The sequence below is a fragment of the Njordella calcicola genome, from assembly GCF_056494125.1.
Map to the genome: position 1 here is coordinate 3829598 of NZ_CM151396.1, position 26533 is coordinate 3856130.

The following is a 26533-nucleotide window of genomic DNA, read 5'->3' on the forward strand; positions in this document are numbered from 1 at the left end:
CTCAAGGATTCCCTAATCCATGCAAGCTCAATTTGTTCATGACGGTAAGGCCGTCGATTTCACTCCCACCGTTGATGTCGCGGTTGGATCAATCGTGATCCAAGGCGACTTGGTGGGAATCACCAAACGCGACATCAAGGCCGGCTCGCTTGGCTCGATCGCTGTGGAAGGCGTCTTTGACATTCCCAAAGACCCAGCCCTGGCTGTCGAGTTCGAAGCAGGCACCAAGGTCTACGTCGATGAAGACGGAGCCGTGGTCGCTGACGATGTTGGCACCACCTATCTCGGCAAAGTCGTCAATGACGCTGCCGCCACTGATTCCTTCGTTCGCGTTCGCCTGAGCCAGTGATGAGACGCCGTGAGCAACAACGCACAAATCATAAATGCAGGAGCCATCTTCGTCGCGGATGGTAACACCTTGCCGATCGTCCCCGAGTCCGACGTGGCCGCTGGCTCAGTGGTTGTCGTCGACCGGCTCGTGGGCATCGCCAAGTTTGGGATTAGTGCGGGCTCACGTGGCAGCATCACGATGCGGGGCGTCTTCGATGTCGTGAAAGATCCAACCACCAACATTCCCGCTGGCACGATCCTTTACTGGTCGGAGATCAGTTGGCATGTGGTCAAGAACGCTTACGCCCATCCGATGATGGGCAAAGCGATCGAATCCGCGCCGCCAGGTACCCGCTGTGTCCGTTTACGACTGAGTCAATAAGCCATGGGATCAATCGCAAAAGTAACTGTCGATCGCGCACGGTCTGTTCAGCCACTGCGTCTGGCAAATGGCCAGGTTAGCCAGTGGATCTCGGTGGGCGAGTTTCGCAGTTGCTTTTGCATTGCCAAGCAATCGACGCCATCGCAGTGGACGATCGAAGGCTGGCTTCCCAATGGAGAGGTCGCAGAACTCGCCAGGTACGAGAGTGAGTTGTTCGATCCAAGTAATCCACGCTACGTCACGATGAAGGCGATGTGTGGGCTGCCCATTCGTTTCGTGGCTTCGACGCCGCAGTCGAATCCGCAACTGTGGGTGGTATTCAAGAGTTAGCGACGCCTATCGCTGGCCCGCACCAGGGGCACGAGTTGCACCTCGGTGCTCCAAACGATCCCTGCGTTTGCGGTCCAGCGTTAGTCGTCACCGTCAACAGTTTTAGCAACGAGCTCAATATGATTCATAAACAATTGATTTCAGCCTGTGCACTGATGCTGCTCGTATTGGCTGGCTGCGATTCGGGCGTCGTCAACGTTCGTGCATTACCAACACCTGAGCCGGAGCAACCACCAGCCAATCTGCCGGTGCAACTGCATCAGCGCAATTGGACAGGCTCGCTTGGCCAAGGGAGCTGTGTTCATGCCTCGCTTGTCAACCATCTCCGTTGGCTCAATAGATTCGAGCTGGGCGAACGCTGGCGAGCGACCTATGCCGACGGCGAGTGGGACTCGCGATTGCGTGATCGGCTGGATGCTGCCGGCATCGACTACAGCTACACGCTCAAGGCTGATCCTCGTTTCCTCGATTGGGCAAGTGCAACTAGGCGAGGTGCAATCCTCTGGTGGAAGCCAGCGCACTGCTGCACGTTCGTTGGCTGGATCGAGCGTGATGGGAAGCAATACGCAGCGATCCTCGACAACAACTATCCGGGGCGCTTCGAACTCACGCCTCGCGAACAGTTCATCCGCTTATGGGCAGGCTACGGAGGCTTTGCCCTGACCGTTCTCAACGATCCCAGCAGTTCACTGCCTTACCAAAGTTATGAGGTTCTGTAATCACCATGATCAACGATACGATTCGAATTCGCTTAAGTCTGGGCCTGATCGTGGTGGCAATCGTCCACGCGATTCTCCTGGGTGTTGTCTTCACTGCTTTGCATAACAAGCCGGCGCAGCCTCAGCCTGAGCAGAGCTGGACGGTACCCAACTATCGACCGACTTCACCAAGTGTGGGCACGATCGAGAAGTTGCAAGAGCCGCAGTCGGTTAACCTGCAGGCCCAAGGTGAGATCAAGCAACAGATCCGCAACTGTCCGCCGAATTGCCTACCACAACGCGTCTATCCCGCGCCGGTGGTAGTTCAGCCCACAATTGTGCAACCGACCGTTGTGACGCCAACCGTGACGCCCACGGTGGCCCCAGCGGTGCCCGTTACGCCAAACTTTGTGGATGTTTCGAAGCCAACTCAAGAGCCGCTAGTTGTAACTCCCGTTTCGAATCCCGCGGCTCCACCACCGAAGAAGAGTTACCAGATCGCGCTGTTCGTTAACACCGATGCAACAAGTCAGCGACTGCAGGAATGGTTCACGCAGAACAAGCAGCTAGCGGCGCTCAAGGAAAGCTGCGAATTCCAGGTCTATACGGCAACCAATGCGATCTACAAGACTCGCTATGCCGACATTGTGCCCGCGGAACAGTTCCCTGTGGTGCTCTTCCAAGACGCAACTGGCGGGCACATCCACGCCGCTGGTCGATCAATGATTCCGAGCACGCCGGACGAGCTCTACTCGGACCTTCGCCATGGTTACACGCTCTACAAGCAAGCCAAAGAAGCGCAGAAGACTGGCGCAGTGAAAACCAAAGGTTACTCCTGGGACGATGCGATCACGCCGACGCTGTATCTGTCGGCCGAGGATTGTCCCGATGGCTATTGCCCAACGCCACCCTCTGAAGATCGTCGGCCTCTGGATCGAGTACGCGATCTGTTCGATGGAGCGAAAGACACTCGCAACGCACTGCTTTGGCTCTCGGCCGGCGAGATCGCCACGGTCGCGCTCATCGGAATCGCAGCCGTCCTGCTCGTGTTCATTCTGATCAAACGCGGCATTAGCTGAGCGTTGCTTTAACCCAATCCACTCTCCTAGATGAGGTTCAACCCAAAAATGTTATTAGCCATCGCCATCATTGTGGTCGTCGTCCTGCTGGCAGTTGCGCTGCTTCCTGTGAAGAAACGGGAACCAGAGCAACTCAAGCAAGCGTCGCCCGTTGCGTTCTTAACTCCAGAACCAGCCCAGCCCGTTCGTCAAACAACGCTTCGTCAGCAACAGCTTGACGAAGAGGCGAATGCCGTTGCTTCCGAGTACCAACGCCGCGCCGATGCGGTTTGGCTCGATGAAGTTCGAACGAAGGCTTCGAAGCTGCTGGGCAACACGAAGGCAAAAGCCGAGTCATGACAGACATGCTTCAAAAGGGCCAGGAGTGGCTTGCCTCCAAACTCACCCAGCACGCGTCTCGCCAGGTCGTGTATCGCCGAGGAGAGCTTCGAGCCGTGCTCCAAGCAACAATCGGCAAGTCGATGTACGACCAGGACGATGGCGAGGGAATTGTCACTCGCAGCCAGGTCCGCGACTTCCTGATCGACACGCAATCTCTGCTCCAGTCGATCATCGGAACGTTGCCACGCCGAGGAGACACGATCGTTGAGATCGATGGCAACCACACCTTCATCTTTGAAGTGATGGCCCTTGGTGGCGACCCACCTTGGCGCTACAGCGACCCATTCCGTTTGAAACTCCGCATCCACACCAAACAGATCGAATCCCATCCCTCATGACGACCGTTCTACAAGTTGCCGACAGCGTCACCGCCCAGCTCAATGCCGCCGAGTTCGACTTCGAGTTCGTGGCCGAACGATTGTATGTTCCCAACTTCGACCTCGAAGACATGAAGGAACTTCGCGTGAGCGTGGTGCCTCGCGACGTCGAGCTTTTGCCTCATGACCGAGCACACAATCGATACCACTGCCGTGTGGATGTTGCTGTGCAGAAGAAGTTTTCGAAGGGAACCAATGAGGAGATCGACCCGCTAGTGGACCTGGTGGAAAAGATCGCCGACGAGTTTCGCTTGAAGAGACTTGTATCGTTTCAAGCAGCTCGCTGCGTGAAGGCCGAACATGCCGTGCTGTACTCCAGCGAACACTGGGAGCAATTGCGTCAGTTTACAAGCTTGTTGACCTTAACCTTTGAACTGGCGCGATGATCAGGCTCACCGTTCGAACTCAATTCGACAAGCGAAAGCTCAAGAAGAAGGTGGAAACTGCCACCTTTACATCGATCAGCGAGGCCGGCGGTGCCATCCGTAAAACAGCAAGTCGGAGCATTCGTAAGCGTAAGAATCCATCCAAGCCAGGAAGCCCACCGAATACCCAGACGGGCATGCTCAGGCGAGTGATTCGCTACGAAGTAACCAATAACAAGACCGAAGTCATCATCGGGCCTGTGAATGAGATCGCGGGTCGACTTTGGAATCTGCATGAATTCGGTGGCGTGGCAACCAAACGCCGCAAGCTGAAGCCACATCGCTTTCGCGTTGGCGAGCATGGTCCGATCCGAATCAAGCAGCAAGGAAACAAGACGAAGTTTGCGCGGATCGAGTTGCGAACCGCAGCACAAGCCAATCGAGCCACTCGCTTGGTTGCTGAAGAGAACGAGCGTCGCAGTGACAACAAACCTCGTCATTACCCCAAGCGCCCCTTCATGAAGCCGGCACTGGATGCCAACCGGAGTCGGCTCCCCATGTTTTGGGCCAACTCAGTTAAGTAAACGTTCGCCATAAGGAATCATTCACGATGCCAGAAGTAAGACTTGGTCTCGAAGCCGTCCTCACCGTCGACGGCGTCGAGATCACCAATGTCAAGGATTTAACCGTCAGCCTTGAAAAGGCCGAAGCCGACGCCAGCACTCGGGCCAACAACGGCTGGCGCGCAACGGTCGGAACGCTGAAGGATGCGTCCATCGAGTTCACAGTGCTGAACAAGGATGGCGATAGCGCTTTCGGCTTGCTTCAAGGCTTGTGGAGCAGTGGTGATCCCTGTGATGTCGGCATCAGCGACGCTGGTGGCACGCTCACACTGACCTGCGAAGTGATGACCTTCAATGTCAACCAGAACTTGGAGGAGGTCATCTCCGCAGATGTGACTCTCAAGCCAACGCAGTCGAGTTCCGGTGGTGGCATGAATGTTGGACCTGGCTTAGCTGGTCCTTAAGCAGGCATGAGACCTGAGGCGTGAGGCCTGAGGTCAGGATTCATTTGTTTTTCTTTCTTCCTCAAGACTCAAGCCTCAAGTCTCAGGACTATTAACATGCAGAAGTTCGTTGACCGCGCCGGTCGCATTTGGATTGTGGATATCGATAACACGACGCTGCGCCGCGTGAAGACTCTCACAGGCGTGCATCTGCTGGAGGCGATCGACGGTGATTTGATCACACGACTCTCGACCGATCCGTTGCTCCTCGGCGATGTGCTATTTGCCATTTGCAAGCCGCAAGCTGATCAGCAGCAGATCACGGACGAAGCCTTCGGTGAGGGCCTCGCTGGAAACTCGATCGACGATGCAACCGGTGCACTCCTCGAAGCGTTGATCAATTACTTCCCGGAGTCCCGACGCCGTCTTCTGCGGAAGGCGGCCGAGAAACAGAAGCTGATCGAGACTCGGGGGATCAGTGCGATCGAGAAGCGACTGGACGATCCGAACTTGGTCAACAAGCTCGTCGAAGATCTCGAACGCAAGCTCGCTGTGCCGACATTGAGCGACTCATCGTCCGACTTGCCGGCATCGTCGGAGTCGATCCAGGTCCCTTAACGCTTCGCCAACTTGTGCTGATGGCAGAGGCCAAACGCCAGCACGACTGGAATGTAGCTAGCACGATTATGGCGTTGATGGCCGAGATGAACCGTGATCGCAAGAGGCGTCGCAAGCCATTCAAGCCCGATGACTTCAATCCCTACGCAGAACAGAAACCGATCGTTGCTAAAGGCACCGTTGAACAAGCGGCATCCATGTTGGGAGCAGCTTACACGAGAAACACTCAAGTCTCACCCCTCAAGTCTCAAGCCTCATTATGTCCCAAGTCAAAGCCGGAGGAGCCTACGTCGAGCTGACCGCGAGAAGCGCCCAGTTCCTCAAGGGGCTCGAGGCTGCGCAGAAGCGGCTGCAATCATTCGGCGCATCCACACGGATGATTGGCACCAAGCTGATGGGACTAGGAGTCGCGGCCGCAGCTCCTGTGGCTGGAAGTGTCGCCGTCTATGCAAACTTCGATGATGCCATTCGCGCCGCAGGTGCGGTGGCCGGCGCGACCGGAGCGGCTTTCGATTCCTTGCGTGAAAAGGCCAAGCTGCTCGGTGCAACCACAAGTTTTTCTGCCAGCGAAGTTGCCTCGCTGATGACCGAGCTTGGACGAGCCGGTTTCTCACCGAAGCAGATCGAAGAGATGACTGGCGCGGTGATGAATCTTGCTCGCGCCACCGGTACCGATGCCACGCTCAGCTCCGGCATCATGGCAGCCACCATTCGCCAGTTTTCAATGGCAGCCACCGATGCGGTCCGCGTCGCTGACGGATTGACGGCCGCTGCGAACAAGTCGTTCAACTCCGTGGAATCGCTGGGCGAAGCATTGTCGTATGCAGGTCCTGTGGCGGCCGATGCCAACATGAGTCTCGAAGAGACGCTCGCCATTCTCGGCACGCTTGGCAATCTCGGGATTCAAGGCAGCGAGGCCGGAACCGCGCTGCGTCGTTTGCTCACGCTCAGCGCCTCGGAGTCAGAGAAGTTTCAAAAGGTCTTTGGTGTTGCTACGAAAGACGCACAAGGCAACGCTCGCAAGCTCGTCGACGTGCTTGGGGAAGTTGCTGCTGCGACCGCCAACATGGGTTCTGGGGATCGCGCCGCTGCGTTTAACGAGGTCTTCGGTCTGCTGGGCATCACGAGCGCTTCGGCCATCGGCAAGTCGGTCACCGATACCAGGCAGTTGCTCGGTGAGATCCAAAAGGCCCGTGGTATCTCTGCCAAGACCGCTGCTGAGATGGACTCGGGAATCGGCGGTGCCTTCCGAATTCTCAAGAGCTCGATCGAGGGCGTGGCCATTGCGATCGGCGAATCACTCGATCTCTCTGTGACCAAGATGATGAATGCGATCTCACGGGCATTGTCTGGACTCACCGAATGGATCGGCAAGAACCAGGAAGTGGTCAAGAAGGTCGCCCTCATCGTTGCTGGCGTGGTTGGTGTAGGCGCAGCGTTCATCGGCATCGGTAGCGCCGCTGGTGTCGCTGCATTCGCAGTCGGTGGTCTGGCTTCGATGTTCTCACTGGTGGGAACCGCTATCGGCGTCCTTGTGACCATGATCGGCGCTCTGTTCACGCCTCTCGGTCTGGTTGTCGCTGCCATCGCGGCACTGGGTGCATACTTCATCTACTCCACTGGCATTGCCGGCCAGGCGATCGAGTACTTGAAAGGTGTCTTCGAAACACTGAAGGCCGATACGATCAAAGCCTTTGGTGCGATCGCCAATGCATTGGCAGCCGGAGATATTACCGCTGCGGCCAACGTTCTGTGGACATATCTCAAGCTCCAGTGGATCAAAGGCACAACCTATCTCAAAGGCGTGTGGGCTGACTTCACCAATTATCTCTCCGATGTCTGGGGCGACACAGCTTATGCGATCGGCGATGTACTGATCAGTGCGCTCTCTGGCCTCGCCAGCGTTTGGAATGCAACACTCGGTTTCATGGCCGATGGCTGGACGATCCTCACAACCTCAGTGCAGAAGGGTTGGAACTCCACGATCGGCTTCCTCAAGAAAGGATTCATCCGGCTTCGTGAACTCGTTGACATTGCTGGCGACGTTTCTGTTCAGATCGGTGGCGTGCTCATCAATGCTCTGGCAGGCGTTGAGACCGCCTGGGTCGAAACGATCGATTATCTCGCCGACACCTGGTCGGTGTTCGTCGCCCAAGTCAAGTCGATGTGGAACTCGACCGTCGGCTTTCTGCGAAAGGCTTGGATCAAACTGAAGTCACTGTTCGATGACGATGTGAATGTCGAAGTCGAAATGGCCAAGATCGACAAGGAGATCCGCACGGCCGACGAAGCGGAGGAGTCCAAGAAGCAGCAAGCCATCGCCGATCGCATGAAGCGGCGCGACGCTCGTAAACAGCAGATCGAAGCTAATCGCGTTCAGATGCAGGAAGGCATCAAGCAGCAACTTGAAGAACGTCGCAAGGCGCGCGCAGGTCGCGACATTGATGCTGAGATGGCGGTCATCGATCAAGAAACCGAAGCCAAGAACCAGGTCGTCGATGCATCGCGAGATGATCAGTTCAAACAGAACGAGGCGGCCGGGCAGTCGCGGCAACAGACCATCGACGACACCACCGCAGGGGTTCAAAAGACTCTCGATCAAATGCGTGAGGAGGCTCGCGTTGCCCGCGAAGCAGGTCGCCAATCGCCCGAAGATCGCGCTAAGGAACGTGACCAGCAGGTAGCCGCCGCTCAAGCAGAGTTCGATGCTGCCGTTGAAGCAGCCAATGCCGCAAAACCACAAGAGCCCGAAGCTGCCAAAGAACCAGACGCTGGCACTCCGATCCCTCCCATGCCCGCGCCGCCGATGCCCGGCGATGTAAAGGCCCCCAAGGTCGAAGTCGATGGTATCAAAGATCCCAAACTGAAACCGCCCAAGAAGAAGGACCTCAAGCTTGGGCTCGATCGCTCTGCCAAGGATTCGCTGGATCAGTTCTCTAGTGGCCCAGAAACGGTGACCGAGAAGACCGAGGCGGCCGGCAACTTCGATAGTCGCGGTTTGGGACTCGGTAGTGGCGCATCGCTGATTCCAATTCTGCAGGTCGCTGACAAACCCGACGTCGATGAAGATGCCGATGCCGGCGATCTTGATGTCGATCCGCAGTTGGACGCCGAGCCCGAAAACATGAAGGTGCCCGAAGTCCTAGTTCCGACAAAAGAGACGCCAATGGCGCAGTCTCAAGACATGTCGGACGAAGAGCTCGACGAGTTGGCCGATGCGCTGTTTCCTGAGGAAACCGAGCCATCGCTCAACCTGGAATCTCTCATTGCTTCCTTTGCTGCGGTGCGAGTTCGACTCGAGGAGTTCGACGCAGCTCTATCGCAAAGCGTCGCGCGGCTGCAGATGCCCCAAGTTACTGGCGAAGGCCTGTCGGATGATGTCAAGCGAGCCATCATTCAAACCGCTGAGAACACCGCTCAGCTAGCCGAACGCGCCCGCGCGGGAGGCTTCGTGTTCAGCTAATGGGATTCTCACACGGTGGATACAATTTTGAACTGGCAGCGCTGTCCAAGAAGGCAACGCGCGGCAAAACGACCTCGGATACGTTCGTCTATGTGGCGACCAATGGTGGCTCAGTCGATCCGGCAGTCGCTGCGAGTGCGGCGCTGGCCCACTATCGAGCCACCCAAAGAGACCTGATCCCCTATCTACAGATTGATGGCGAGTACATAAACGAGAAGCACGCACTCGTCACCGCATCGATCAATAGGACCAAGCTCGATCCGGTCTCCTTCAATACCACTGGCGCATCGACTCACCTTAATCAATCCCTCTTCACTCGTGGAATCTACGCGGCCCCTGGCAAGATCGCTCCGAACTATCGAGGTGCAATTGGCGTGAGCGACTCGGGCGTTGCCGGCGTCGACGTGACCGTTCCGGCGTTCGAGTTTTCCGTCCGCAAGAAGTTTGAATTCGTCTCGACAGCTTATCTGCTCGCGATGGTGGCCATGACCGGCCGCGTCAATTCAAGTCCCTGGTCGATCTTCGCTCCTGGAGAGGCCTTGTTCCTGGGTGGTGAGGGCGGCGAGGACGAACAGAACTGGGTTGATGTGACCTATCACTTCGCGGCGCGTCCCAACGAGATCAACCTCACCGTCGGCAACATCTCGGGCGTTGCCAAGCGAGGATGGGATTACCTCTGGGTCAAGCACGGCGAAGAGGTGGTTGGTGATCGTGTCTTGCAAGTTCCTGAAGCGGCTTACGTCGAGCAAGTTTACCCCGAAGCGAACTTCAACGCATTGGGGATCGAGTAATGGCAAGACGCGTTCGACCAGGCGAGAGAATTAACATCACGGCAGCGGAATACAACCGTCTGCTCGCGGCCGCCGATGCAGTTGCGCGTGACCGACTCGCAGGTGGCGCAGGAAACCGCACCCACGTTCGCGACGCTGCCACCGTTCGCGTTCACTATCAAAGTGCGACCACTGTGCCCATCGGTGGAATCGTCGGTTTTAACGCCCCACTGGGCGATCCAGACGTCGACAATACAGCACTCGCTCGCTTCGTGCGCGATGCCACGATCCAGTCGGTTCGACCCATCGCCGACGAGCATATGGGTCGATTCGGTGTAGCCATCGAGCCGATCGCCGAGGACAAAGTCGGTCGCGTGGTATTCGCCGGAGTGGTTGCTGCCCGTGTGAATGTTCAAGAGAGCTGGCATCAATATGCCGACGTCGCCGATTCAGGTGGCACGACTCTCCAGTCGAAGCCCAACGGATCGGCCCAGATCCTATGGCGACGTGATGCGAATCAGACCGGCGTCCAGTGGGCTGTCGTTCGCGTTGGTAAGCCGGCCGATCCTGCGTTCCTGGTGAAGGTTCCCAGCGGTGGCATCCCTGGTCGCTCTGGTCTTGCGACCGGTTCCGCCAACTGCGATCTCTTTCAGCTCGACGATTCCGGCACCATTGAGCCGGTCTTGAAACCGAATGGACAAGGCGTTCGCATCATCGCTCGCAACCCGAGCGCTCAGCGGATTCGAGGTCCGGTTTCGAACTACGAAGGTGATCAGTATCTCAGCGTCACCTACGATGGTAATCGCTCCTGGATCATCGACCCGCCCAAGCAGACGTTGCTTTGCAAGCCAGTATCGCGGCTTAAAGCCAAGAGCTGGGGCATGGCTCGCGAACTGCGATATGCCAACGGTGTCTGGGCACCGATCGGCGTAAAGGTCGCGGTCTACAATGTCTGTGACTATGCCCTTCTGACAAGCCAACAGATCGTCTGCCATTTCCACGAGGACACCAGCGCTTACCTAACCATCGGATGCCGCTGCTGCGAGGGAAGCAGTAGTTCAAGTTCCAGCAGTAGCTCGTCTAGCTCCTCGAGTTCATCCTCATCGTCATCGTCGAGCAGCTCCAGCAGTTCCGGTAGTAGTTCGTCGAGCCCATCCTCGTCGAGCAGTTCGAGCGTCTCATCGAGTTCCTCCAGTTCCATCAGCTCATCGAGTAGCCAATCCTCAATGAGCTCATCGTCGAGCGAGCATTCAAGTTCGTCGCAATCCTACTCGGAACCGTCGGTCTCAAGTTCTGGATCAAGTTCGTCTAGTCTTTCGAGTTCATCCGGCTCGAACTCGTCGCATTCAAGCTCAAGCCAATCATCAAGTTCTGGATCATCGGCATCAAGCGGTTCTTCTAGCGACTCGAGCCAATCTATTTCACTGAGTGAGCCCTCTTACTCAAGCAGTCACTCATCGAGCGGATCAAGCTCTGATTCGAGTCATTCGAGCCAATCCAGCGGCTCCAGTGGATCGAGCTCGAGTGAATCGGAGTCGAGTCAGTCCGAATCAAGTGAATCAGAATCCAGCCAGTCTGAATCGAGCGAATCGGATTCGTCGCGAGAAAGCGAATCGTACTCCAGCGACGCCAGTTACAGCCGATCGTCTAGCGACAGCTACTCGGGATCATCCAGCGTTAGCGATTCCAGCAAGAGCGATTCGAGTGGAAGCGACAGCAGTCAATCCGATAGTTCGGAAAGCGAGAGTCAATCGGAAAGCCAATCGGATTCCAACGAACCAAGCAGCGATAGCAGGTCGGTACCGAGTTACTCATGGCCCAGCTATTCGGAGCCCAGTTACTCCAGTGGCAGCGTGTCTGTGTCGGCGAGTGACTCCAGCGACAGTGAGAGTAATTCCCAAAGCGAGTCGGAGAGCCAATCTCAAAGCGAATCGGATAGTGAATCGCGATCAGCAAGCGAGCCATCGAGCAGCGACGGTTCAGAAAGTCGATCTAGCAGCGAACGCCCAAGTTACAGCGAAAGTGAAAGCTATAGCGTCCCATGGTCGACCAGCCATTCCACCAGCGGATCTGGCAGCTATTCGCAGAGCGGCTCTGGAAGCGGATCAACGAGCGGCTCAGGCAGTGACTCATCGCCGTCGACAAGCGATTCAAATGATCCATCAATAAGCGACTCACACGATCCATCCACCAGCGAGTCGGATCGTCCAAGCGTAAGTCACTCCGATAGCGAGCCGCCAAGCGAACCTCCCACTTCCGACAGCAGCACGAGCGAACCATGCAACACGACATGGATTTGGTCGTGCGGTTGGCAGCTCCTTGAAAGTGATTGTCCCGAAGTTGGCGATCCACCGAGTGGATCGGGTGGGTACGACGGTGAAGTTGTGGAGGTGGCAGCATGATGCATTGTCCCAATCTGACCAACGACAACCGCTGCCAAGTCGCCAGCCATCTAGCCGACTGCTCCGTCCAGGCTTCGTCCAGCGGCTGTCGAGCCTGCAGCGAGTGTTCGAATCCGCAAGCTGTCAACCTCGTGACGATCGGTATGGCCATCGTCAACAAGCGTCGACGCAATCAAAACGTCGACGAACTCAAAACACTGCTGAAGAGCTACCTGCCCAATCAGGAAGAGCCCACGACGCTGCGGATCGCGGCTTACAAGCCAGGTCCCGGCAGTGAACTTCGCAAGATGCTCGCATGGTTCGCAAGACCAAGCGACACCTGCAAGTGTGAGACCCGCGCCGAGACCATGAACGACTGGGGCGTGGAAGGATGCCGTACGAATCTCGACACCATTATCGAATGGCTTTTGGAAGAAGCCCAACTCAGAGGATTACCCCATGGAAAGTTTACTAGAACCATCGCCAAGTCACTCGTTCTCACTGCCATCCGCCGGTTCGAACGTAAGTTCCCAGACGGTGCACCCGAGCCCAACGAAGACGATCCAGATGCCGACGAAGAAGATCGTTGAACGTTGCTTCCTCATGAATCTCGACAGACGCGACGATCGTCTGCGCGAGTGGATGCAGCAACTACCGCAGCCATGGCCATTCCCAGACGTCGAGCGATTCGCAGCCATCGATGGTCGCAAGCTTTCGACGCCCGAGCAGTGGCGCGCCGGCAATGGTGCCTGGGGCTGCTACCGTTCGCACTTGCTGATCCTTGAAAAGTGCCTGCTGGAAGGGATCGACTCGTATGTGGTCTTTGAAGATGACGCAGGCTTCGTTCCCGATTTTGTGGAACATCTCGAGGCGTACGTTCGTGAGTTGCCTGAAGACTGGGGACTAGCTTACCTCGGAGGTCAGCACCTCTACGCTGCCAAGCATCCGCCCAAGAAGATCAGCGACCACGTTTACCGACCTTACAACGTCAATCGCACACATGCATTCATGGTACGTGGTCGCGCAACGATGAAGACTCTCTATCGCCACCTCAACTGGAATGACTGGCACCTAAAGCACCACATCGATCATCACCTGGGTCGATTGATTCAGCGGCGATACGAAGCGCTGGTTCAAGGTAAGAACGTTGAGAAAGAATCGATTCCGGTTTACACACCCGATCGCTGGCTAGTTGGTCAACTTCCAACCAAGTCCAACATCTGCGGTCGCAAGTGGACTCAGACCAGGTTCTTCAATGATGCCAAAAATGCCGACCACAGCGACGCTCCGTTCTTCGCCGTCCTCGGGCCCCATCGCAGTGGCACCAGCTGCGTCGCAATGGTCATGCATCATCTGGGCGTTCATATGGGCAACGAGCTCGGTGGCTACGAAGCAACCGGAGGAGGCGAGGCAATCGGGCTTGCGAACCTCTGTGAAAAGGCGATGCGATTCCCAGCGATCGATCCCAGGATCCCTGACGGTCAGCTCGCCAAGCAACTCAAGGCTTGGATCGTAACTCGCAAAGCAGAAGCCATTCGTGATCGAACCGTCGCTGGCGGCAAGTATCCACATCTCTGCCGATTTGCAAATCATCTCTACGAAGCTCTGGGTAGCTCGCTGCGAATCATCGCGGTGGATCGCCCAATCGAGGCCTCGATTCGCTCGCTTCAAGATCGAAGTAGCCGACATCCAGGCCAATGGTTCGCAGCCGGCGATGACGCCTGCGACAAACTCCAGCGTTCGCTTATGGAACATCGCGAGATGTTCATTCAAGAACATCCCGAAGTCCCCGTCCATCGGATCAACTTCGCCAAGCTAACGGAAGATCCCGAAACCGCAATCAAAGAACTGATCGCATTCCTCGGCATTGAGCCCACTGCCGAAGAGATCGATTCGGCGATCGCCCATGTGAATCCTCAGCTACGAAAGTTCGGGTGAATTCATGAATACCACGAGCCTATTCATTCATCATCGTACCGATGCAGTAACAAAGGACCATTTTGAGAGACTGAAGCGTTTCTCGCGTGGATCAGTGGTTGCGATATCGTCATCGGAGCCGCTTCCAGGTGGCTTCTCAATCGATGATTGCAGCTCATCGCTTTGGCGCGATGTCGTTAACACATTTCCACATCTTCGGGCCAAAGCGACAGATCTCCTGCTAATCGACTGGTTTCGAAATCGGAGACTAGACTCGGATCGTTACGCGATCTTCGAATGGGACACGCTGGTGAATGTCGAGGTCGATGGCTGGTTCAGCGACGTTGCTCGCTATCCACTCGCAGCGCCTTCAATCCGCTTGTTTCATCGGGAACCCGATTGGTTTAGGCGACACTGGAAATCGTTACCGCAAACCATCGCTCCCTTTGCCACTGGGATCGTTCCGTTTTCTTGCGTTTTGGTCTCTCACATAGCCTTAGAACGGACATCAACAGCATACAACGAGTACTTGCCCAGTCTGCCCGATGCGACTGGTGAGCTGCGGTTTCCGACGATTGCTGCAATCTGTGGACTTAGTCCAGTGGCGATTCCCAATTCGCATACGGTGACCTGGAAGCCATTCATGCCACTGGGCTTGGCTGAGACGATTTACCATCCAGTAAAACGGAAGTTTCAAGAGCCCACGCCATGGATGCAGCCAGCCGAAATCACCGCGTTTGAATCGTTGCTTAAGCCTGACTATCACGTTCTCGAGTATGGAAGCGGACGCTCTACCTTCTGGCTCTCTGACAGAGTAGCAAAGGTCACCTCGATCGAACACGACGCAGCTTGGCTTCGCGCCAGCAGTCCCTATCCAAGCAATGTTGAGTTGCGGTATGCGCCGCCGGAATGGCCATCAGAAGCACTTGAGCCTGCGCAGCCAGGGCAATTCGATGAGTATGTGAAGTCGGCCGATGATCTGTCTCCCGACCTAGTTCTGGTCGACGGAAGGTCACGCGTGGATGTCTGCAACCGCTGGGCTACCAAGACACCAACGCTGCTCCATGACGCTCATCGACCTCGATACCGCGAGCTTAGTAAGCGAATCCTAGCTGGCAGCTTGGCCATCGTTGAGGCTTCCTTCGACACGCCAAGAAGTAAAGGAGTGCGTCAATGACACCAGTGGAAGATGTTCTCGCTAAGTTTCGACATCGTTACATCATCATCGGCTCCGGCGCACTTCGCTTGCACGGGATCGATTGGGAGGAAGGCGATCTCGACATCTGGCTCGATCCCAACCTTAGCGATGACGAGTGGCAAGCCGCGGTCGATGTGGCGGCTGGATCGCTTCGAAAACCGTGGAAGCGAGGCGAGCCTGACGGAGCCGGAGGCTTACGCGCATCGACTCGTATCGCCTGTTCGCCACCGCTAGATGTGATGCGAGAAGTCATGGGCTGTACCGCAGACGACTTTGAGAAGGCCTTTGACAATTCGCTGATCTCCTTTTACGGGAACGTCGCTCCACTGAGCTCGATCTTGCATATCAAACGCAGCGCGAAGCGTCTCAAAGACTATCGCCATGCCATCAAACTTGCTCGAAAACTCCTTAACGCGTGGTGAAACATGGAAGCAACTGTACCCATTCAAGACATTACCTTTTGCATAAAGACCATTCATCGGCCTTGGGCCTGCCATCGACTCGTCCAGTCGCTTCGAAAGGAGTTCGGCGAACCCAAGATCGTTGTCGTTGACGATGGTCTTCCCGAACATTGGTTCTCGCGAAAGTATCCCGAGACCGCCAAACACTGCAAAGTGATTGATCTCCAGCAGCACGATGTGGGTGTCGGCATTGGACGCAATACAGCAATCGACGCGGCAGAAACCGAGTTCATCTTTCTGCTCGACGATGACCAAATCGTAACGCCAGATCTGCATCTTGACCGAGTCTACCAGCGGTTCATGGAGTACGGCCTCGACATTTTGGCTGTGCGTCAGGGCGCTGGTGGCCGTCCAATGCTGTTCAGCCCGTTGATGAATGGCAGCCGGATCTGGATGCATCGAGGCGAACACAAACGCATCGGTGAGACCAGTTGGTGCGACATGGTCAGCAACGCTTTCCTGGCGCGACGCGACACGATCGGCCGCGTTCGCTGGGATGACGAGATCAAAACGTACGAGCACTGGGAGTTCTTCTACCGAGCGTCCCATATTGAACATCTGCAAATCGCCGTGGCACTCGACTGCTCAGTAGTCCACGACCACGTGGCAGCCAAGCCTTACGGAGCTCTGCGAGCCCGACCCAAGTTCCGCCGATTGGGGCTTCGTAAACACGGCTTTGATTCACTGCGTTATCCAGGAGGAGGTATCGTCCATGCGTGATCGTGTCACATTCTGCATCAAGACCATCCATCGCCCTCATTGTTGCGCGACTCTGGTGCGTAGCATTCACGAGCATTGTGGCGATGAGCGTCCGCTGATCTACGTCCTCGACGACGGCAAGCCTGAACTGCGATTTTCGCAAGTCTGTCCCGACGAAGCCGCGTTGGTCGATCGACTCATTGAGACTGAATATGACATCGGGTTGTCGGCTGGTCGCAATCGTCTCGTTGAAGCCGCGCAAACAAGGATGGTGATCTTCTCTGACGATGATCACGTGGTTGGCCCACAGACTCGACTGAATGATCTGGTTCGCAAGTTCGAGTCGAGTCGCCTCGATCTATTAGCAACGCTCAGCAAGCAACCGCATCGTGCCCATCCTGATGGCGCGCCACGTTTACTGAAGTCAGCCGGTGGCGTTCTTCACATTCCGCGCGGTGAGTATCGACGCATCGGCGACATCGCCGAGTGCGCATTCGTTTGTAACTGCTTCGTTGCCCATCGTGACATCTTGCAGGCCATTCGATGGGATGAAGACCTGAAGGTCGACGAGCACTGGGACTTCTTCTGGCGAGCCAAGGTTGCCGGCGTCAAGGTAGGTGTGGCGACGGACCACATCTTTCCGCACATCCACGTCGATCCGCCCGCCTACAAGCGACATCGCCCCTTCTTCCTGAAACAAGCCTTGCGTAAGCACAACCTACGCAAGGTTCTCTGGCGCTGATTTCTGTTTCTTTCGTTTCCCCAACTTCTTGAAGGAGTGTTTATGACCACCACGAACCATGGGCCATTTGGTCCCAACGGAGAGCGACCACCGGGTTGGCCCCCACCGCCGTTTGATCCGCCAGGTGAACCGCTACCGTACGTTCCACCGCCAGATCCACCGGGATCTAGCTCGGAGCCCCGGCCCGATTGGTGGCCCGAGGACTGGGTATGGCCTCCGGTGCCCGAGCCCCCGATCGAAGTGTTGGTACCGCCACCCCTGCCAAACATCATCTGGCCGCGGCTACCTCCGCATCATCCATACCATCTGCCACCTGGCTACCACTGGCCAGACAACTTGCCACCTGGGCATCCAGGCCACGATGTGAAACCACCGAAGCCACCAGGCGGAAGCGGCGACGCAGGCAGTGAAGGCTCAGGTGATGAAGCTGGTTCGAGTGATTCGGAAGGATGTTGATGATCGAGTTACCCAATCTCGAGTTCCATGCAGCACATGCGTGCAATCTTTCTTGTGCGCAGTGCTCGCATTATTCCAACTTTCATGCTGGCGGAATCGTTAGTCTCGAAGAGGCTCGCGCGGACTTCGATGCATGGAAGGGCCGGCTAGCGCCCAAACGGATCGCAGTTCTCGGGGGCGAACCAACACTCAACCCAGAGTTGATTTCAATCATCGAGCTTGCAAGACAGTCGTTCCCAAACGCCGAAGGACTGTTCGTCACTAACGGATTCTTCCTGGATCGTCATCCCGACCTGCCCCGCGTTCTGATCGGCAACCGCTTCCGTATGGACGTCTCCCAACATGGACGTGCGCCGGAGTACATGAAGCGATTTCGCGTCGTCTGCCAGAAGATCCGCGAGTGGCGAGCCAGCTATCCTGATCTGCAAATCAACATTCGCAAATCCCATCGTGGCTGGCGTCAGCAGTACCGCATGGTGGATGGCAAGCCGATGCCGTTCAGCAGCGACCCGAGAGCCGCCTGGAAAATCTGCCTCCAGCGCACCTGCACCCAGCTCTATAAGCAATGCTTGTGGAAATGCCCCGCGCTCGCATACCATGCAATCATGTCCCGCAAGCTGAACCTCGCTGACGAATCCGCGTGGCAACTCTTCCGCGACTACCAAGCCTGTCCGCCAACGGCAGCAGATCAAGAAGTCCGTGACTTCCTCGCAACCAAGCAAATTCAGCAATGTCGCCTTTGCCCTGCAAAGAAGATCGCGTTCCAACACGGTGATCCGATAGCTCGATATTGAAGCACCGCCGCCATTGTCCAACATCGGCTCCCACCAGATCATCCCTATCACTTGCCACCAGGTTATCACTACCCTGACGATCTGCCCGAGGGCAATCCAGGTCACAATTACCTAGGCATGCCACCGTGTCCGGTAATCGCCCCGTGCGGATGAACTCTTGGATGATTAAGTCCGAGAGCACGAAGCATTGAAGTCAGTAGGAAGACCTTGTGTACTGCGGCGCGTGACGATGTACAATAGTACGGCTTGAGATCAAGGGAGGTGGTGATGACGGACTGCGGATGTGAACTAGAAGGCGAAAACGATGCCCAGAGGAAGACGCTTCGTGTAGTGCTGGCGATCAATTCGGCGATGTTCTGCATCGAACTCACAGTGGGTTTGCTAGCAAGTTCCACAGGATTGATTGCTGATTCATTGGACATGCTTGCGGACGCCAGCGTCTACGCAATCAGTCTCTACGCTGTTGGTCGCGCCGAGATCATCCGCGTACGCGCAGCAACTGTTAGCGGCACGCTGCAGATCGTTCTTGGTGTTGGTGTCTTACTAGAAGCAGTACGCCGATTTCTTGGCGACAGTGAGCCGCTCGGAACCGCGATGATATCCACAGGCTTCCTTGCCTTTGTCGCCAATGCGATTTGCTTAAAATTGATCAGCCGACATAAAGGCGGCGACATCAATTTTCGGGCATCTTATATCTTCTCAGCAAACGACGTCATCGCGAACATCGGCGTCATCGTTTCGGGCATCTTGGTTCTATTACTTGGGTCCCAGCTTCCCGATTTGATGATTGCCGTATTGATCGCCGGAATTGTTGTGTGTGGTGGCGTGAATATTCTGAGGGATGTCCACCGCCGCAAAGAATAAGGGCTGTAATCGCTTTTCGTTCAGTCCACGCGAGAGATGCTATTCGCGATAAGCTAACAACCGCAACGCGTTGAACACGACCACTAGCGTGCTACCTTCATGCAAGGCAACGGCGGGGCCGATGTTGAGTCCAAGTATCGTGGCGGGGACAAGGAAGACGACCATGCCAAGGCTGATCCAAAGGTTCTGACGAATGATTCGTCGTGTGGCTCGGCTCAGTCCGATGGCAAGTGGCAAGTGATCGAGGTTGTCTGCCATCAGGGCGACATCGGCGGTCTCAAGAGCAACGTCACTACCTGCGGCTCCCATCGCAATACCGACGGATGCAGATGCCATGGCAGGGGCGTCGTTAACGCCGTCACCGACCATCGCCACACCGCCTTCACTTTGCAGACACTTAATCTCGTTGACTTTATCGGCGGGCATTAAGTCACCTCGGGCTTCATCAAGTCCGACTTCTTTCGCCACTGCATCAGCGACCTTCTGATTGTCGCCCGAAATCATAATCATTCGCTTAATGCCGAGTTCGCGAAGCCGTGCGATCGTTCGCTTCGATGCTTCTCGCGGCGTGTCCATCAATCCGACCACGCCAAGATAACGATCGCCGCGGCGAACAATCATCGTCGTGCGTCCGTTTTCTTCCAACGATTCGACTATCTCGCGAACACTGTCAGGTACCTTCGGACCATCTACTTCATTAAACAAATCATCCTTTCCGATGTGAACGACTTCACCACCGACGGTAGCTTGGATACCTCGTCCTGTGATACTTTTCAAATCAGTGGCGACTGGTATCTCTGCCAAACTACCAGGTTCTCGATCTCTTAGTCTTCTCTTGCCATCGCGAACGACTGCTTTGGCAAGCGGATGTTTACTTAGGTCTTCGACTGCCACTACGATTCGCAAAAGCTCCGACTCATCGATACCTTCGGCAGTGCGAATGTCCGTAACTTTGGGCTCACCCTCGGTCAGTGTGCCGGTTTTGTCAAAGGCGATTGCGTCGAGGCTACCGAGGCTTTCCAGTGGTCCACCACCTTTGACGAGGACTCCACCGCGAGCGGCTCGGGCAACTCCACTTAGTACCGCGCTGGGCGTGGCGATTGCCAGGGCACAGGGACTGGAAGCAACGAGGACCGCCATGGCTCGGTAGAACGATTGGCTGAATTTCTCTTCGAGGACCAGTGGCGCAAACAACAACAGCACCACACCTGCGATGACCGTTGGAACGAAGTATCGCTCAAACTGCTTCGTGAACTTCTGTGTTGGTGATACCCGCGTTTCCGCTTCGCTCACCATCGTTACGACACGCGCTAAAGTATTCTCCGACGTGAGCTTCGTCACTTGAACTTCGAGCGATCCGGACTGGTTGATCGTGCCAGCGAACGCACGATGTTCCGGGGGAAGTGAATCTGAATCGGACGCTGCAGCATCAATATCATCAACGGGCCGCTTGTCGACTGGCACACTTTCACCGGTGATTGGAGCTTGGTTGATGCTCGATTCGCCAGCAATCACAAACCCGTCCGCTGGAACTCTCTCGTCCGGCTTGATGATGACAATATCACCGACAATCAAATCATCGACTGCGATCTCTTGTTCGGTACCATTGCGTCTAACTCGCGCCGTTTTGGGAGCGAGTTCGGACAACGCCTCAATTGCCCGCTTGGCTCTTCCCATCGCGTAGCCTTCCAAAGCGTGACCGATGCTAAAGAGAAACAGTAGTAACGCGCCTTCCGCCCATGCCCCCAGTGCGTTCGCGCCCGCTGCAGCGACGATCATCAGAAAATCAATTTCAAACTTGCCCGCAAGTATCTTCGCGAATGCCTCTGCGACCGTGTAGTAGCCACCAAAAGCGTAAGCGGAAATGTAAAGCCCAAGCGGGATCCATTCATTGAGATTGGTGAATGTTTCAATTAACCAGCCAATTAGCAGAAGTATGCCACAAAGAATCGCAAAGATAAGCTCTGTCTTTTCTCCAAACACGCCACCATGTGCATGGTCATGTCCCATTTCGTCTTGCGACCTGTGGTCTGTCGTATTGGCACCGCTAGAGTGTGAGTGTTGCTTCAACTCTTCCGTGCCTTTGGTCCAGCTACGGAGCGATTGATCTATCGTCGCTTCGTCGGTTTGCCGTCGGTCGAACTCAACTCGGATTGTGCCATCCGGGGAGACAACCGCTTCAAGTACGCCTCCGACTCGCCCCAGGTTGGCTTCGATCGCACTTGCGCGACGGGCGTGCATTGCCTGCCCGGTCCGTAGAAGGTGCCCATAGGTTGCATCCAACGACGCGCCGCTCTTTAATGCCGCATCACGCACCTCCGAAGCGGAAACAACCGCTGGATCGAAGTGAATGCAGACGGTGCCAGGTTGGCCGGTCGGAGAGACGGAGAGATGAGCTGATTCAATGCCGCTCTTGGTTTTCAGCAATGAGATCATGCGTTCGATGCAGGCATCCGCCGAATCGATCTCACTGCCAAAAAGCAAACGAATTTCAAGCTTTAGTTTCTCCATGGTTCCTCCGATTCTTTCAATGAGGCGGCGGGTGTGCTAGTCGCGATGAAGCAGTGCAAGGAACGCACCAAGTTGACAATGGCCCGCCGCTCGCTGTTTATCACGTTTAATGCGGATGATCGTGCCCGGCGTGGTCGTGATGAATCTCACCGCGGTAGGCCTTCCCGCCGATCACGACGCTGAGCTTGGCTGCGGCATGATCGTGTTCCAACTCTTTGACCAACTCTGCGTTTTGCAACGTGAAGCGTGACGACTTGCCTGCCGGGTCATCGGCATCTGGAGTAGCTACAAGTTTGAACTGCTCAGCTTTTCCCTCGTGGACAAGATTGATGGCTATGTCAGTTGCGTCGATTGGAGTCGCTTTCGTAGCGGCAGCGTCAAGAATGTAGATGGTGACGGTCGTCTCGTCGTGCACTAGTTCAGCGTGATACTCTTCGTTGCCCAATTCGATCAGCGTCCCGTGGTGTGGGCCTTCGGTTGGATGGGCGTGTGAGTCGACCGTGGCCGGTGGAGCTGAGTCCATCATCAGAGGTGTATCGGCTTCGCTGGTTTGTATTGAGTCGTTGTTGCAACCCGCTGCAAGCACTACTGCTGCCAGTGTGCAGAAATAGAGATACTTCATGGTTCAATGATCCTTATTGAGATTGTTTGGAATTTGAGATAGCTTGCGTGGTCTAGTGCTTATGCTCTGCGACTTCGAAGCCGCTCTTTTTGAGCCATGCCATCAGCTGTTCAGCAGCGGCATGGTCGGCAACGTGAACATCGCGCCAGACGGGGCTGCGATAGCGGATATCGCTGTGATTTCCATGCTTTTCAGCGGCAACTTCAACGCCTAGCCGTGTGAGCGTATCAACAAATTGCTTTTCTTGTTCGCTGCCATTGCCGTGTACGGACTTCCATTTGATCAAGCGGAACTCTACCGACTCCTTGCCTTCGGCGTATGACGCATCGACGTGACCGTGAGAAACATCGAAGCCACTTCCCTTGAGCCAACCCAGCCATTGTTCAGCGAGCGCATGAGTCTTAACTTCCATGGACTTCCAATTAGGACATCGGTAGGAAAGATCGATATGTCCGGCGTGCTTACCCTGCTTAACTTCACATCCAAGCTTTGTCACCATATCGAGGTGCTGCTGGGCTTTGGCAGCGTCTTCAAAGTGCATGGTTTTCCACTCGGGAAGCACGAAAGCCAACGTCTCGCCACCATGCGCATGGTCGGCATGATCGCCGTGATTGTGGCCAGCATGAGCATCGGATTGTTGCGACCAGACGGGCGTTGAACTTAGACAGCCCAGCGAAACAATACCTGCAACGCAAACTGAAAATAATCGTTTCATCTCTTTACACTCCGTTTAAGGAATCACGACAACGTACGAGCCCTGAACACCAAGGCTCTTTTCAAAAGGGGAACACTAAGCTGCTCGAGCAACGACCTCGTCATTGAGTTCGATTTGCGTGTGTGCAGCCTTCACGGCTCGCTCGGCGGACCGAATGCCGAATAGCCAGAACAAAGCGGGGTGGACGAAGAAATCGAGCATTGTCGAACTGACAACGCCTCCGAGAATCACTGTTGCCACGGGGTAAAGTATCTCTTTCCCCGGTTCGCCGGCCGCGAGCACCAGCGGTATAAGCGCGATACCGGCGGTCAGTGCAGTCATCAGCACCGGTGCAAGTCGTTCAAGGCCCGCACGGACAATCATCTCCTTGGTAAAGCTTTCGCCTTCGAACTCCACGAGATGGATGTAGTGCTGGAGCAGAAGCACGCCGTTTCGCGACGCAATACCAGCCAGCGAAATGAAGCCAACCATCGATGCGATCGTCACTGTTTGACCGGTAAGCACCAAAGCAGCCACCGAGCCGATGAAGGCCATCGGCAATGCAGCCATGACTTGCAGTGCCAAGTTCACGGTGCGAAACAGCGTGTATAGGACGAAGAACACACCGACGAGAGAGATCGCAAACAGGATTCCAATGACACGGCTCGCGGACTGTTGGCTTTGAAATTGACCTTCGTAAGTTGGGTAATAACCAGCGGGTAAGGTCTCGATGATCGGCGCGATCGCCTTCTTAATGTCTTGCACTACATCGACGACGCCACGGTCTGCCACGTTGCATTGAATGACGACACGCCGACGCACATTCTCGCGATTCACCGTGTTGGGGCCGCCAGACTCGTAAATACGAGCGACATTACCAAGCGGTACTGTGCCACCCTCAGGCAACTGAATTGGCAGTCGCTTGAGTGCGTTGATATCCTCGCGATAGTTATCTTGCATGCGAACGGTGAGATCGAAAGTGCGCATGCCGTCGAGAATCTCTGAGGCAACTTTGCCATTCATCGCAGTTTGGACGTACTCATTTACGTCGTTGACTTGCAAACCAAGTTGTTTGAGTTGCCCTCGATCCATCTCGACTCGCAATTGAGGAATGATGACTTGAGGTTCAATCATCAAGTCGGTCACGCCAGGCACAATTGCCATCTCAGCTTTGATTTGCTCCGCCTTTTGCCGCAGCAGATCGAGATCATCGCCATAGAGCTTCACGCCAACCTGGGCCTTAACGCCCGAGAGCATGTGAGAGATCAAGTGAGCAATGGGCTGCTCGGTCGCCGTGACGATGCCTGGAATTTGATCCATCGAGCTACGGATGCTCTGCAGTTGCTGCTCACGAGATTGCGACGAATTCGGGTCGAGCTCAATCAAGTACTCGCTCATATTGACCCCTTCGGCATGTTCGTCCAATTCCGCGCGACCAGTGCGTCTCACGAATCGTTGAACGTCGGGTATCTCCATCAAAGCCGACTCAACCGTGCGATTGATACCTGCCGATGCGGCCAACGAGGTACCGGGGGGCAACACAACGTTTAGCTGAACAGTACCTTCGTTGAACGGAGGCAAGAAGTCTCGCTCGAGCCGCGATAAGAACAGACCGGCCAAGACGACGAGCGCAACGGTTACGCCCAAATTAAGCCACGGGAACGCTAGACTGAAACGGATGACACGTTCGCCAATCCACTTCACGCCTCGTAGTACAAAACCATCCTTCTCGTGGCCTTTGGTGCTGATGCTCCCCAATAGCCAATAGGACAGCACTGGAGTCACCGTCAGCGACACCAACAAGGATGCCAGAATCGACACGATGTATGCCACGCCAAGCGGAGCAAACAGTTTGCCTTCCATGCCACCAAGTGCAAACAGAGGCAGGAACACGAGAATGACGATCATCGTGCTGAAGACGATCGATCGACGAACCTCTGCACTCGCTCGGTAGACGACTAACAGTGGATGAAGTGGGTTCGCGGCCGAACGATTCTCTTTCAACCGTCGAAAAATGTTCTCGACATCAACAATCGCATCGTCGACTAACTCGCCCATCGCCACAGCAATGCCACCGAGCGTCATCGTGTTGATGGAGAGCCCAAACACAGCAAAAATCAATGCCGTCATCACCAGCGATAGTGGTATTGCAGTCAGCGTGATAAAGGTCGTGCGTACATTCATCAAGAACAAAAACAAGATGATGACCACGAGTATCACACCATCTCGAAGTGCTTCTTCGACATTTTTAATCGCGCGATCAATGAACGACTTTTGCGAGTAGGTCGCTTCAATACGGACTCCCGGTGAGAGCGATGGTTTTAGCTCCTCAAGAGCTTCCATGATGGAATCAGTAACGGCTCTCGTATCCGCGCCGGGCTGCTTGTTGACAGTTAGAACGACAGCTGGACCACCTGAGAAGTGAGAAGAAATTGAGAATTGAGAATTGGGAATAGAGAATGATCCGCTGCTAGACTCTGACTTCGCTTCCTTATTTTCTATTCTCGATTCTCCATTCTCTATTCCCCCTTCCTTTCGTACGAACGCCGAACTGTCACCGCGTTTGACTTGCGCGCCCTCATGAATCTCAGCGACTTGCGACAGTAGCACCGGCCGGCCATCGCGAATCGTGATCGGTATATCCTGCAGGTCGCCGACAGATTGAATTCGTCCAAGGCTGCGAACCAGAAATTCGCTGGGGCCTTGTTGGTCAAGATATCCTCCGGTCCCGTTTTCGTTACTCTTACTAACGGCAGTTTCGACTTGTTCGAGCGTGACACCGTAACGCGTCATTGCATCGGGATTGACACGGACTTGAAACTGCTTGCGCTCGCCGCCCATGGTAAATACTTGCGAAACCCCAGGAATCGTGAGCAGACGTTGGCGGACGACCCAATCTGCTTCCGTTCGCAATTCCATGGGGGTGACATCCGGATTGTCTGTCCACATTCCCAGCATCAGGATCTGGCCCATGATGGATGAGATCGGTGCGAGTTGTGGCTGAATGCCAGCGGGCAAGCGATCTTGTACCAACTGCATTCGTTCAGCCACGATCTGTCGGTCCGTGTAAACGTCGGTTCCATAAGCGAATTCGACGTAGATGACGGAGATGCCTACGCCAGAGGAGCTTCGGACTGCTTCCACGCCGTTGGCACCGTTGATCGCGGTTTCGATGGGAAACGTGATCAACGTTTCGACTTCTTCCGGGGCCATTCCTGGCGCTTCGGTCATGATCACGACACGAGGACGATTTAGATCAGGGAATACATCGATAGGCATCTGGAAAATCTGCCAGGTGCCGATTCCGATCAATCCAAGTGCGATGGCAATGACTAGCAAGCGCTGATGGAGCGCAAACTTGATTAATGCATTTAACATTCGAGAGTGCTCCGTGC

At 55.4% G+C, this 26533-nt stretch carries 31 protein-coding genes; 24 read left to right on the forward strand and 7 right to left on the reverse strand.

The window, feature by feature from the left end; translation table 11 throughout:
• Positions 1-19 precede the first annotated feature (19 nt).
• The 14 genes from SH302x_RS14910 to SH302x_RS14975 all read left to right on the forward strand — a co-directional run bounded on the left by SH302x_RS14910 (position 20) and on the right by SH302x_RS14975 (position 9820).
• Positions 20-349 carry a DUF2190 family protein gene (locus tag SH302x_RS14910; protein WP_146675904.1) on the forward strand — a complete coding sequence of 110 codons (330 nt, stop codon included), beginning with the start codon at positions 20-22 and terminating at the stop codon, positions 347-349.
• A gap of 9 nt (positions 350-358) precedes the next feature.
• Complete coding sequence (locus SH302x_RS14915; protein ID WP_146675903.1) at positions 359-712, forward strand: DUF2190 family protein; 354 nt, start codon at positions 359-361, stop codon at positions 710-712.
• A 3-nt stretch (positions 713-715) separates the two neighbouring features.
• A complete protein-coding gene (locus tag SH302x_RS14920) occupies positions 716-1042 on the forward strand; it encodes a hypothetical protein (RefSeq protein WP_479363201.1) in 327 nt (108 codons plus the stop codon).
• Positions 1043-1161: 119 nt separating this feature from the next.
• A complete protein-coding gene (locus SH302x_RS14925; RefSeq protein ID WP_479363202.1) occupies positions 1162-1761 on the forward strand; it encodes a hypothetical protein in 600 nt (199 codons plus the stop codon).
• Positions 1762-1766: 5 nt separating this feature from the next.
• Positions 1767-2819: a hypothetical protein gene (locus SH302x_RS14930; RefSeq protein WP_479363203.1), complete on the forward strand. Its 1053-nt coding sequence runs from the start codon at positions 1767-1769 to the stop codon at positions 2817-2819.
• A gap of 48 nt (positions 2820-2867) precedes the next feature.
• Complete coding sequence (locus SH302x_RS14935) at positions 2868-3158, forward strand: hypothetical protein (RefSeq protein ID WP_479362993.1); 291 nt, start codon at positions 2868-2870, stop codon at positions 3156-3158.
• The gene (locus SH302x_RS14940; protein WP_479363204.1) at positions 3155-3538 is read left to right on the forward strand and encodes a hypothetical protein; all 384 of its coding nucleotides are present in this window, start codon (positions 3155-3157) and stop codon (positions 3536-3538) included. Before SH302x_RS14935 ends, SH302x_RS14940 begins: the two co-directional genes overlap by 4 nt.
• Positions 3535-3963 carry a hypothetical protein gene (locus tag SH302x_RS14945; protein ID WP_479363205.1) on the forward strand — a complete coding sequence of 143 codons (429 nt, stop codon included), beginning with the start codon at positions 3535-3537 and terminating at the stop codon, positions 3961-3963. The genes SH302x_RS14940 and SH302x_RS14945 overlap by 4 nt, the downstream gene beginning before the upstream one ends.
• Positions 3960-4526 (forward strand): hypothetical protein, encoded by a 567-nt coding sequence (locus SH302x_RS14950; RefSeq protein WP_479363206.1) that lies wholly within the window; start codon positions 3960-3962, stop codon positions 4524-4526. Before SH302x_RS14945 ends, SH302x_RS14950 begins: the two co-directional genes overlap by 4 nt.
• A 26-nt stretch (positions 4527-4552) precedes the next feature.
• Positions 4553-4969 (forward strand): hypothetical protein, encoded by a 417-nt coding sequence (locus SH302x_RS14955; RefSeq protein ID WP_479362997.1) that lies wholly within the window; start codon positions 4553-4555, stop codon positions 4967-4969.
• A gap of 96 nt (positions 4970-5065) precedes the next feature.
• Complete coding sequence (locus tag SH302x_RS14960; protein ID WP_479363207.1) at positions 5066-5566, forward strand: hypothetical protein; 501 nt, start codon at positions 5066-5068, stop codon at positions 5564-5566.
• 20 nt (positions 5567-5586) lie between these two features.
• Entirely contained in the window at positions 5587-5865 is a 279-nt protein-coding gene (locus SH302x_RS14965) for a hypothetical protein (protein ID WP_479363208.1), read from the forward strand.
• Entirely contained in the window at positions 5826-9029 is a 3204-nt protein-coding gene (locus SH302x_RS14970; RefSeq protein ID WP_479363209.1) for a phage tail tape measure protein, read from the forward strand. The genes SH302x_RS14965 and SH302x_RS14970 overlap by 40 nt, the downstream gene beginning before the upstream one ends.
• The gene (locus SH302x_RS14975) at positions 9029-9820 is read left to right on the forward strand and encodes a hypothetical protein (RefSeq protein WP_479358165.1); all 792 of its coding nucleotides are present in this window, start codon (positions 9029-9031) and stop codon (positions 9818-9820) included. Before SH302x_RS14970 ends, SH302x_RS14975 begins: the two co-directional genes overlap by 1 nt.
• On the opposite strand, the gene SH302x_RS14980 is transcribed toward SH302x_RS14975, so the two are convergent.
• The 3 genes from SH302x_RS14980 to SH302x_RS14990 all read right to left on the reverse strand — a co-directional run bounded on the left by SH302x_RS14980 (position 9781) and on the right by SH302x_RS14990 (position 11000).
• On the reverse strand, positions 9781-10215 hold the full coding sequence (locus SH302x_RS14980; RefSeq protein WP_479363210.1) for a hypothetical protein: 435 nt from the start codon (positions 10213-10215) through the stop codon (positions 9781-9783). The two genes, SH302x_RS14975 and SH302x_RS14980, sit on opposite strands and share 40 nt — an antisense overlap.
• An 81-nt stretch (positions 10216-10296) precedes the next feature.
• Entirely contained in the window at positions 10297-10794 is a 498-nt protein-coding gene (locus SH302x_RS14985; RefSeq protein WP_479363211.1) for a hypothetical protein, read from the reverse strand.
• A gap of 20 nt (positions 10795-10814) precedes the next feature.
• On the reverse strand, positions 10815-11000 hold the full coding sequence (locus tag SH302x_RS14990; protein WP_479363212.1) for a hypothetical protein: 186 nt from the start codon (positions 10998-11000) through the stop codon (positions 10815-10817).
• Positions 11001-11227: 227 nt separating this feature from the next.
• On the opposite strand from SH302x_RS14990, the gene SH302x_RS14995 reads away from it, so the two are divergent.
• The 10 genes from SH302x_RS14995 (at position 11228) to SH302x_RS15040 (ending at position 19311) form a co-directional block, all read left to right on the forward strand.
• The gene (locus tag SH302x_RS14995; RefSeq protein WP_479363213.1) at positions 11228-11968 is read left to right on the forward strand and encodes a hypothetical protein; all 741 of its coding nucleotides are present in this window, start codon (positions 11228-11230) and stop codon (positions 11966-11968) included.
• Positions 11969-12197: 229 nt separating this feature from the next.
• Positions 12198-12770: a hypothetical protein gene (locus SH302x_RS15000; protein ID WP_479363214.1), complete on the forward strand. Its 573-nt coding sequence runs from the start codon at positions 12198-12200 to the stop codon at positions 12768-12770.
• The gene (locus SH302x_RS15005) at positions 12748-14118 is read left to right on the forward strand and encodes a glycosyltransferase family 25 protein (RefSeq protein ID WP_479363215.1); all 1371 of its coding nucleotides are present in this window, start codon (positions 12748-12750) and stop codon (positions 14116-14118) included. Before SH302x_RS15000 ends, SH302x_RS15005 begins: the two co-directional genes overlap by 23 nt.
• 4 nt (positions 14119-14122) lie before the next feature.
• Positions 14123-15274 carry a hypothetical protein gene (locus tag SH302x_RS15010; protein WP_479363216.1) on the forward strand — a complete coding sequence of 384 codons (1152 nt, stop codon included), beginning with the start codon at positions 14123-14125 and terminating at the stop codon, positions 15272-15274.
• Complete coding sequence (locus SH302x_RS15015) at positions 15271-15717, forward strand: hypothetical protein (RefSeq protein WP_146675884.1); 447 nt, start codon at positions 15271-15273, stop codon at positions 15715-15717. Before SH302x_RS15010 ends, SH302x_RS15015 begins: the two co-directional genes overlap by 4 nt.
• A gap of 3 nt (positions 15718-15720) precedes the next feature.
• Positions 15721-16476, forward strand: coding sequence for a glycosyltransferase family 2 protein (locus SH302x_RS15020; RefSeq protein ID WP_146675883.1), 756 nt, complete (start codon positions 15721-15723; stop codon positions 16474-16476).
• The gene (locus tag SH302x_RS15025) at positions 16469-17197 is read left to right on the forward strand and encodes a glycosyltransferase family 2 protein (protein ID WP_479363217.1); all 729 of its coding nucleotides are present in this window, start codon (positions 16469-16471) and stop codon (positions 17195-17197) included. Before SH302x_RS15020 ends, SH302x_RS15025 begins: the two co-directional genes overlap by 8 nt.
• A 42-nt stretch (positions 17198-17239) precedes the next feature.
• Positions 17240-17653, forward strand: a complete 414-nt coding sequence (locus SH302x_RS15030) for a hypothetical protein (protein ID WP_479363218.1) — start codon at positions 17240-17242, stop codon at positions 17651-17653.
• Entirely contained in the window at positions 17653-18447 is a 795-nt protein-coding gene (locus tag SH302x_RS15035; protein WP_479363219.1) for a radical SAM protein, read from the forward strand. The genes SH302x_RS15030 and SH302x_RS15035 overlap by 1 nt, the downstream gene beginning before the upstream one ends.
• Positions 18448-18714: 267 nt before the next feature.
• On the forward strand, positions 18715-19311 hold the full coding sequence (locus SH302x_RS15040; protein WP_479363220.1) for a cation efflux transmembrane domain-containing protein: 597 nt from the start codon (positions 18715-18717) through the stop codon (positions 19309-19311).
• Positions 19312-19350: 39 nt separating this feature from the next.
• On the opposite strand, the gene SH302x_RS15045 is transcribed toward SH302x_RS15040, so the two are convergent.
• From SH302x_RS15045 to SH302x_RS15060, 4 genes are all read right to left on the reverse strand, one after another.
• Positions 19351-21822 carry a heavy metal translocating P-type ATPase gene (locus tag SH302x_RS15045; protein WP_479363221.1) on the reverse strand — a complete coding sequence of 824 codons (2472 nt, stop codon included), beginning with the start codon at positions 21820-21822 and terminating at the stop codon, positions 19351-19353.
• A gap of 106 nt (positions 21823-21928) precedes the next feature.
• Positions 21929-22444, reverse strand: a complete 516-nt coding sequence (locus SH302x_RS15050) for a hypothetical protein (protein ID WP_479363222.1) — start codon at positions 22442-22444, stop codon at positions 21929-21931.
• A 52-nt stretch (positions 22445-22496) separates the two neighbouring features.
• Positions 22497-23159, reverse strand: coding sequence for a hypothetical protein (locus tag SH302x_RS15055; RefSeq protein WP_479363223.1), 663 nt, complete (start codon positions 23157-23159; stop codon positions 22497-22499).
• 75 nt (positions 23160-23234) lie between these two features.
• Complete coding sequence (locus SH302x_RS15060; protein ID WP_479363224.1) at positions 23235-26516, reverse strand: efflux RND transporter permease subunit; 3282 nt, start codon at positions 26514-26516, stop codon at positions 23235-23237.
• Positions 26517-26533 lie beyond the last annotated feature (17 nt).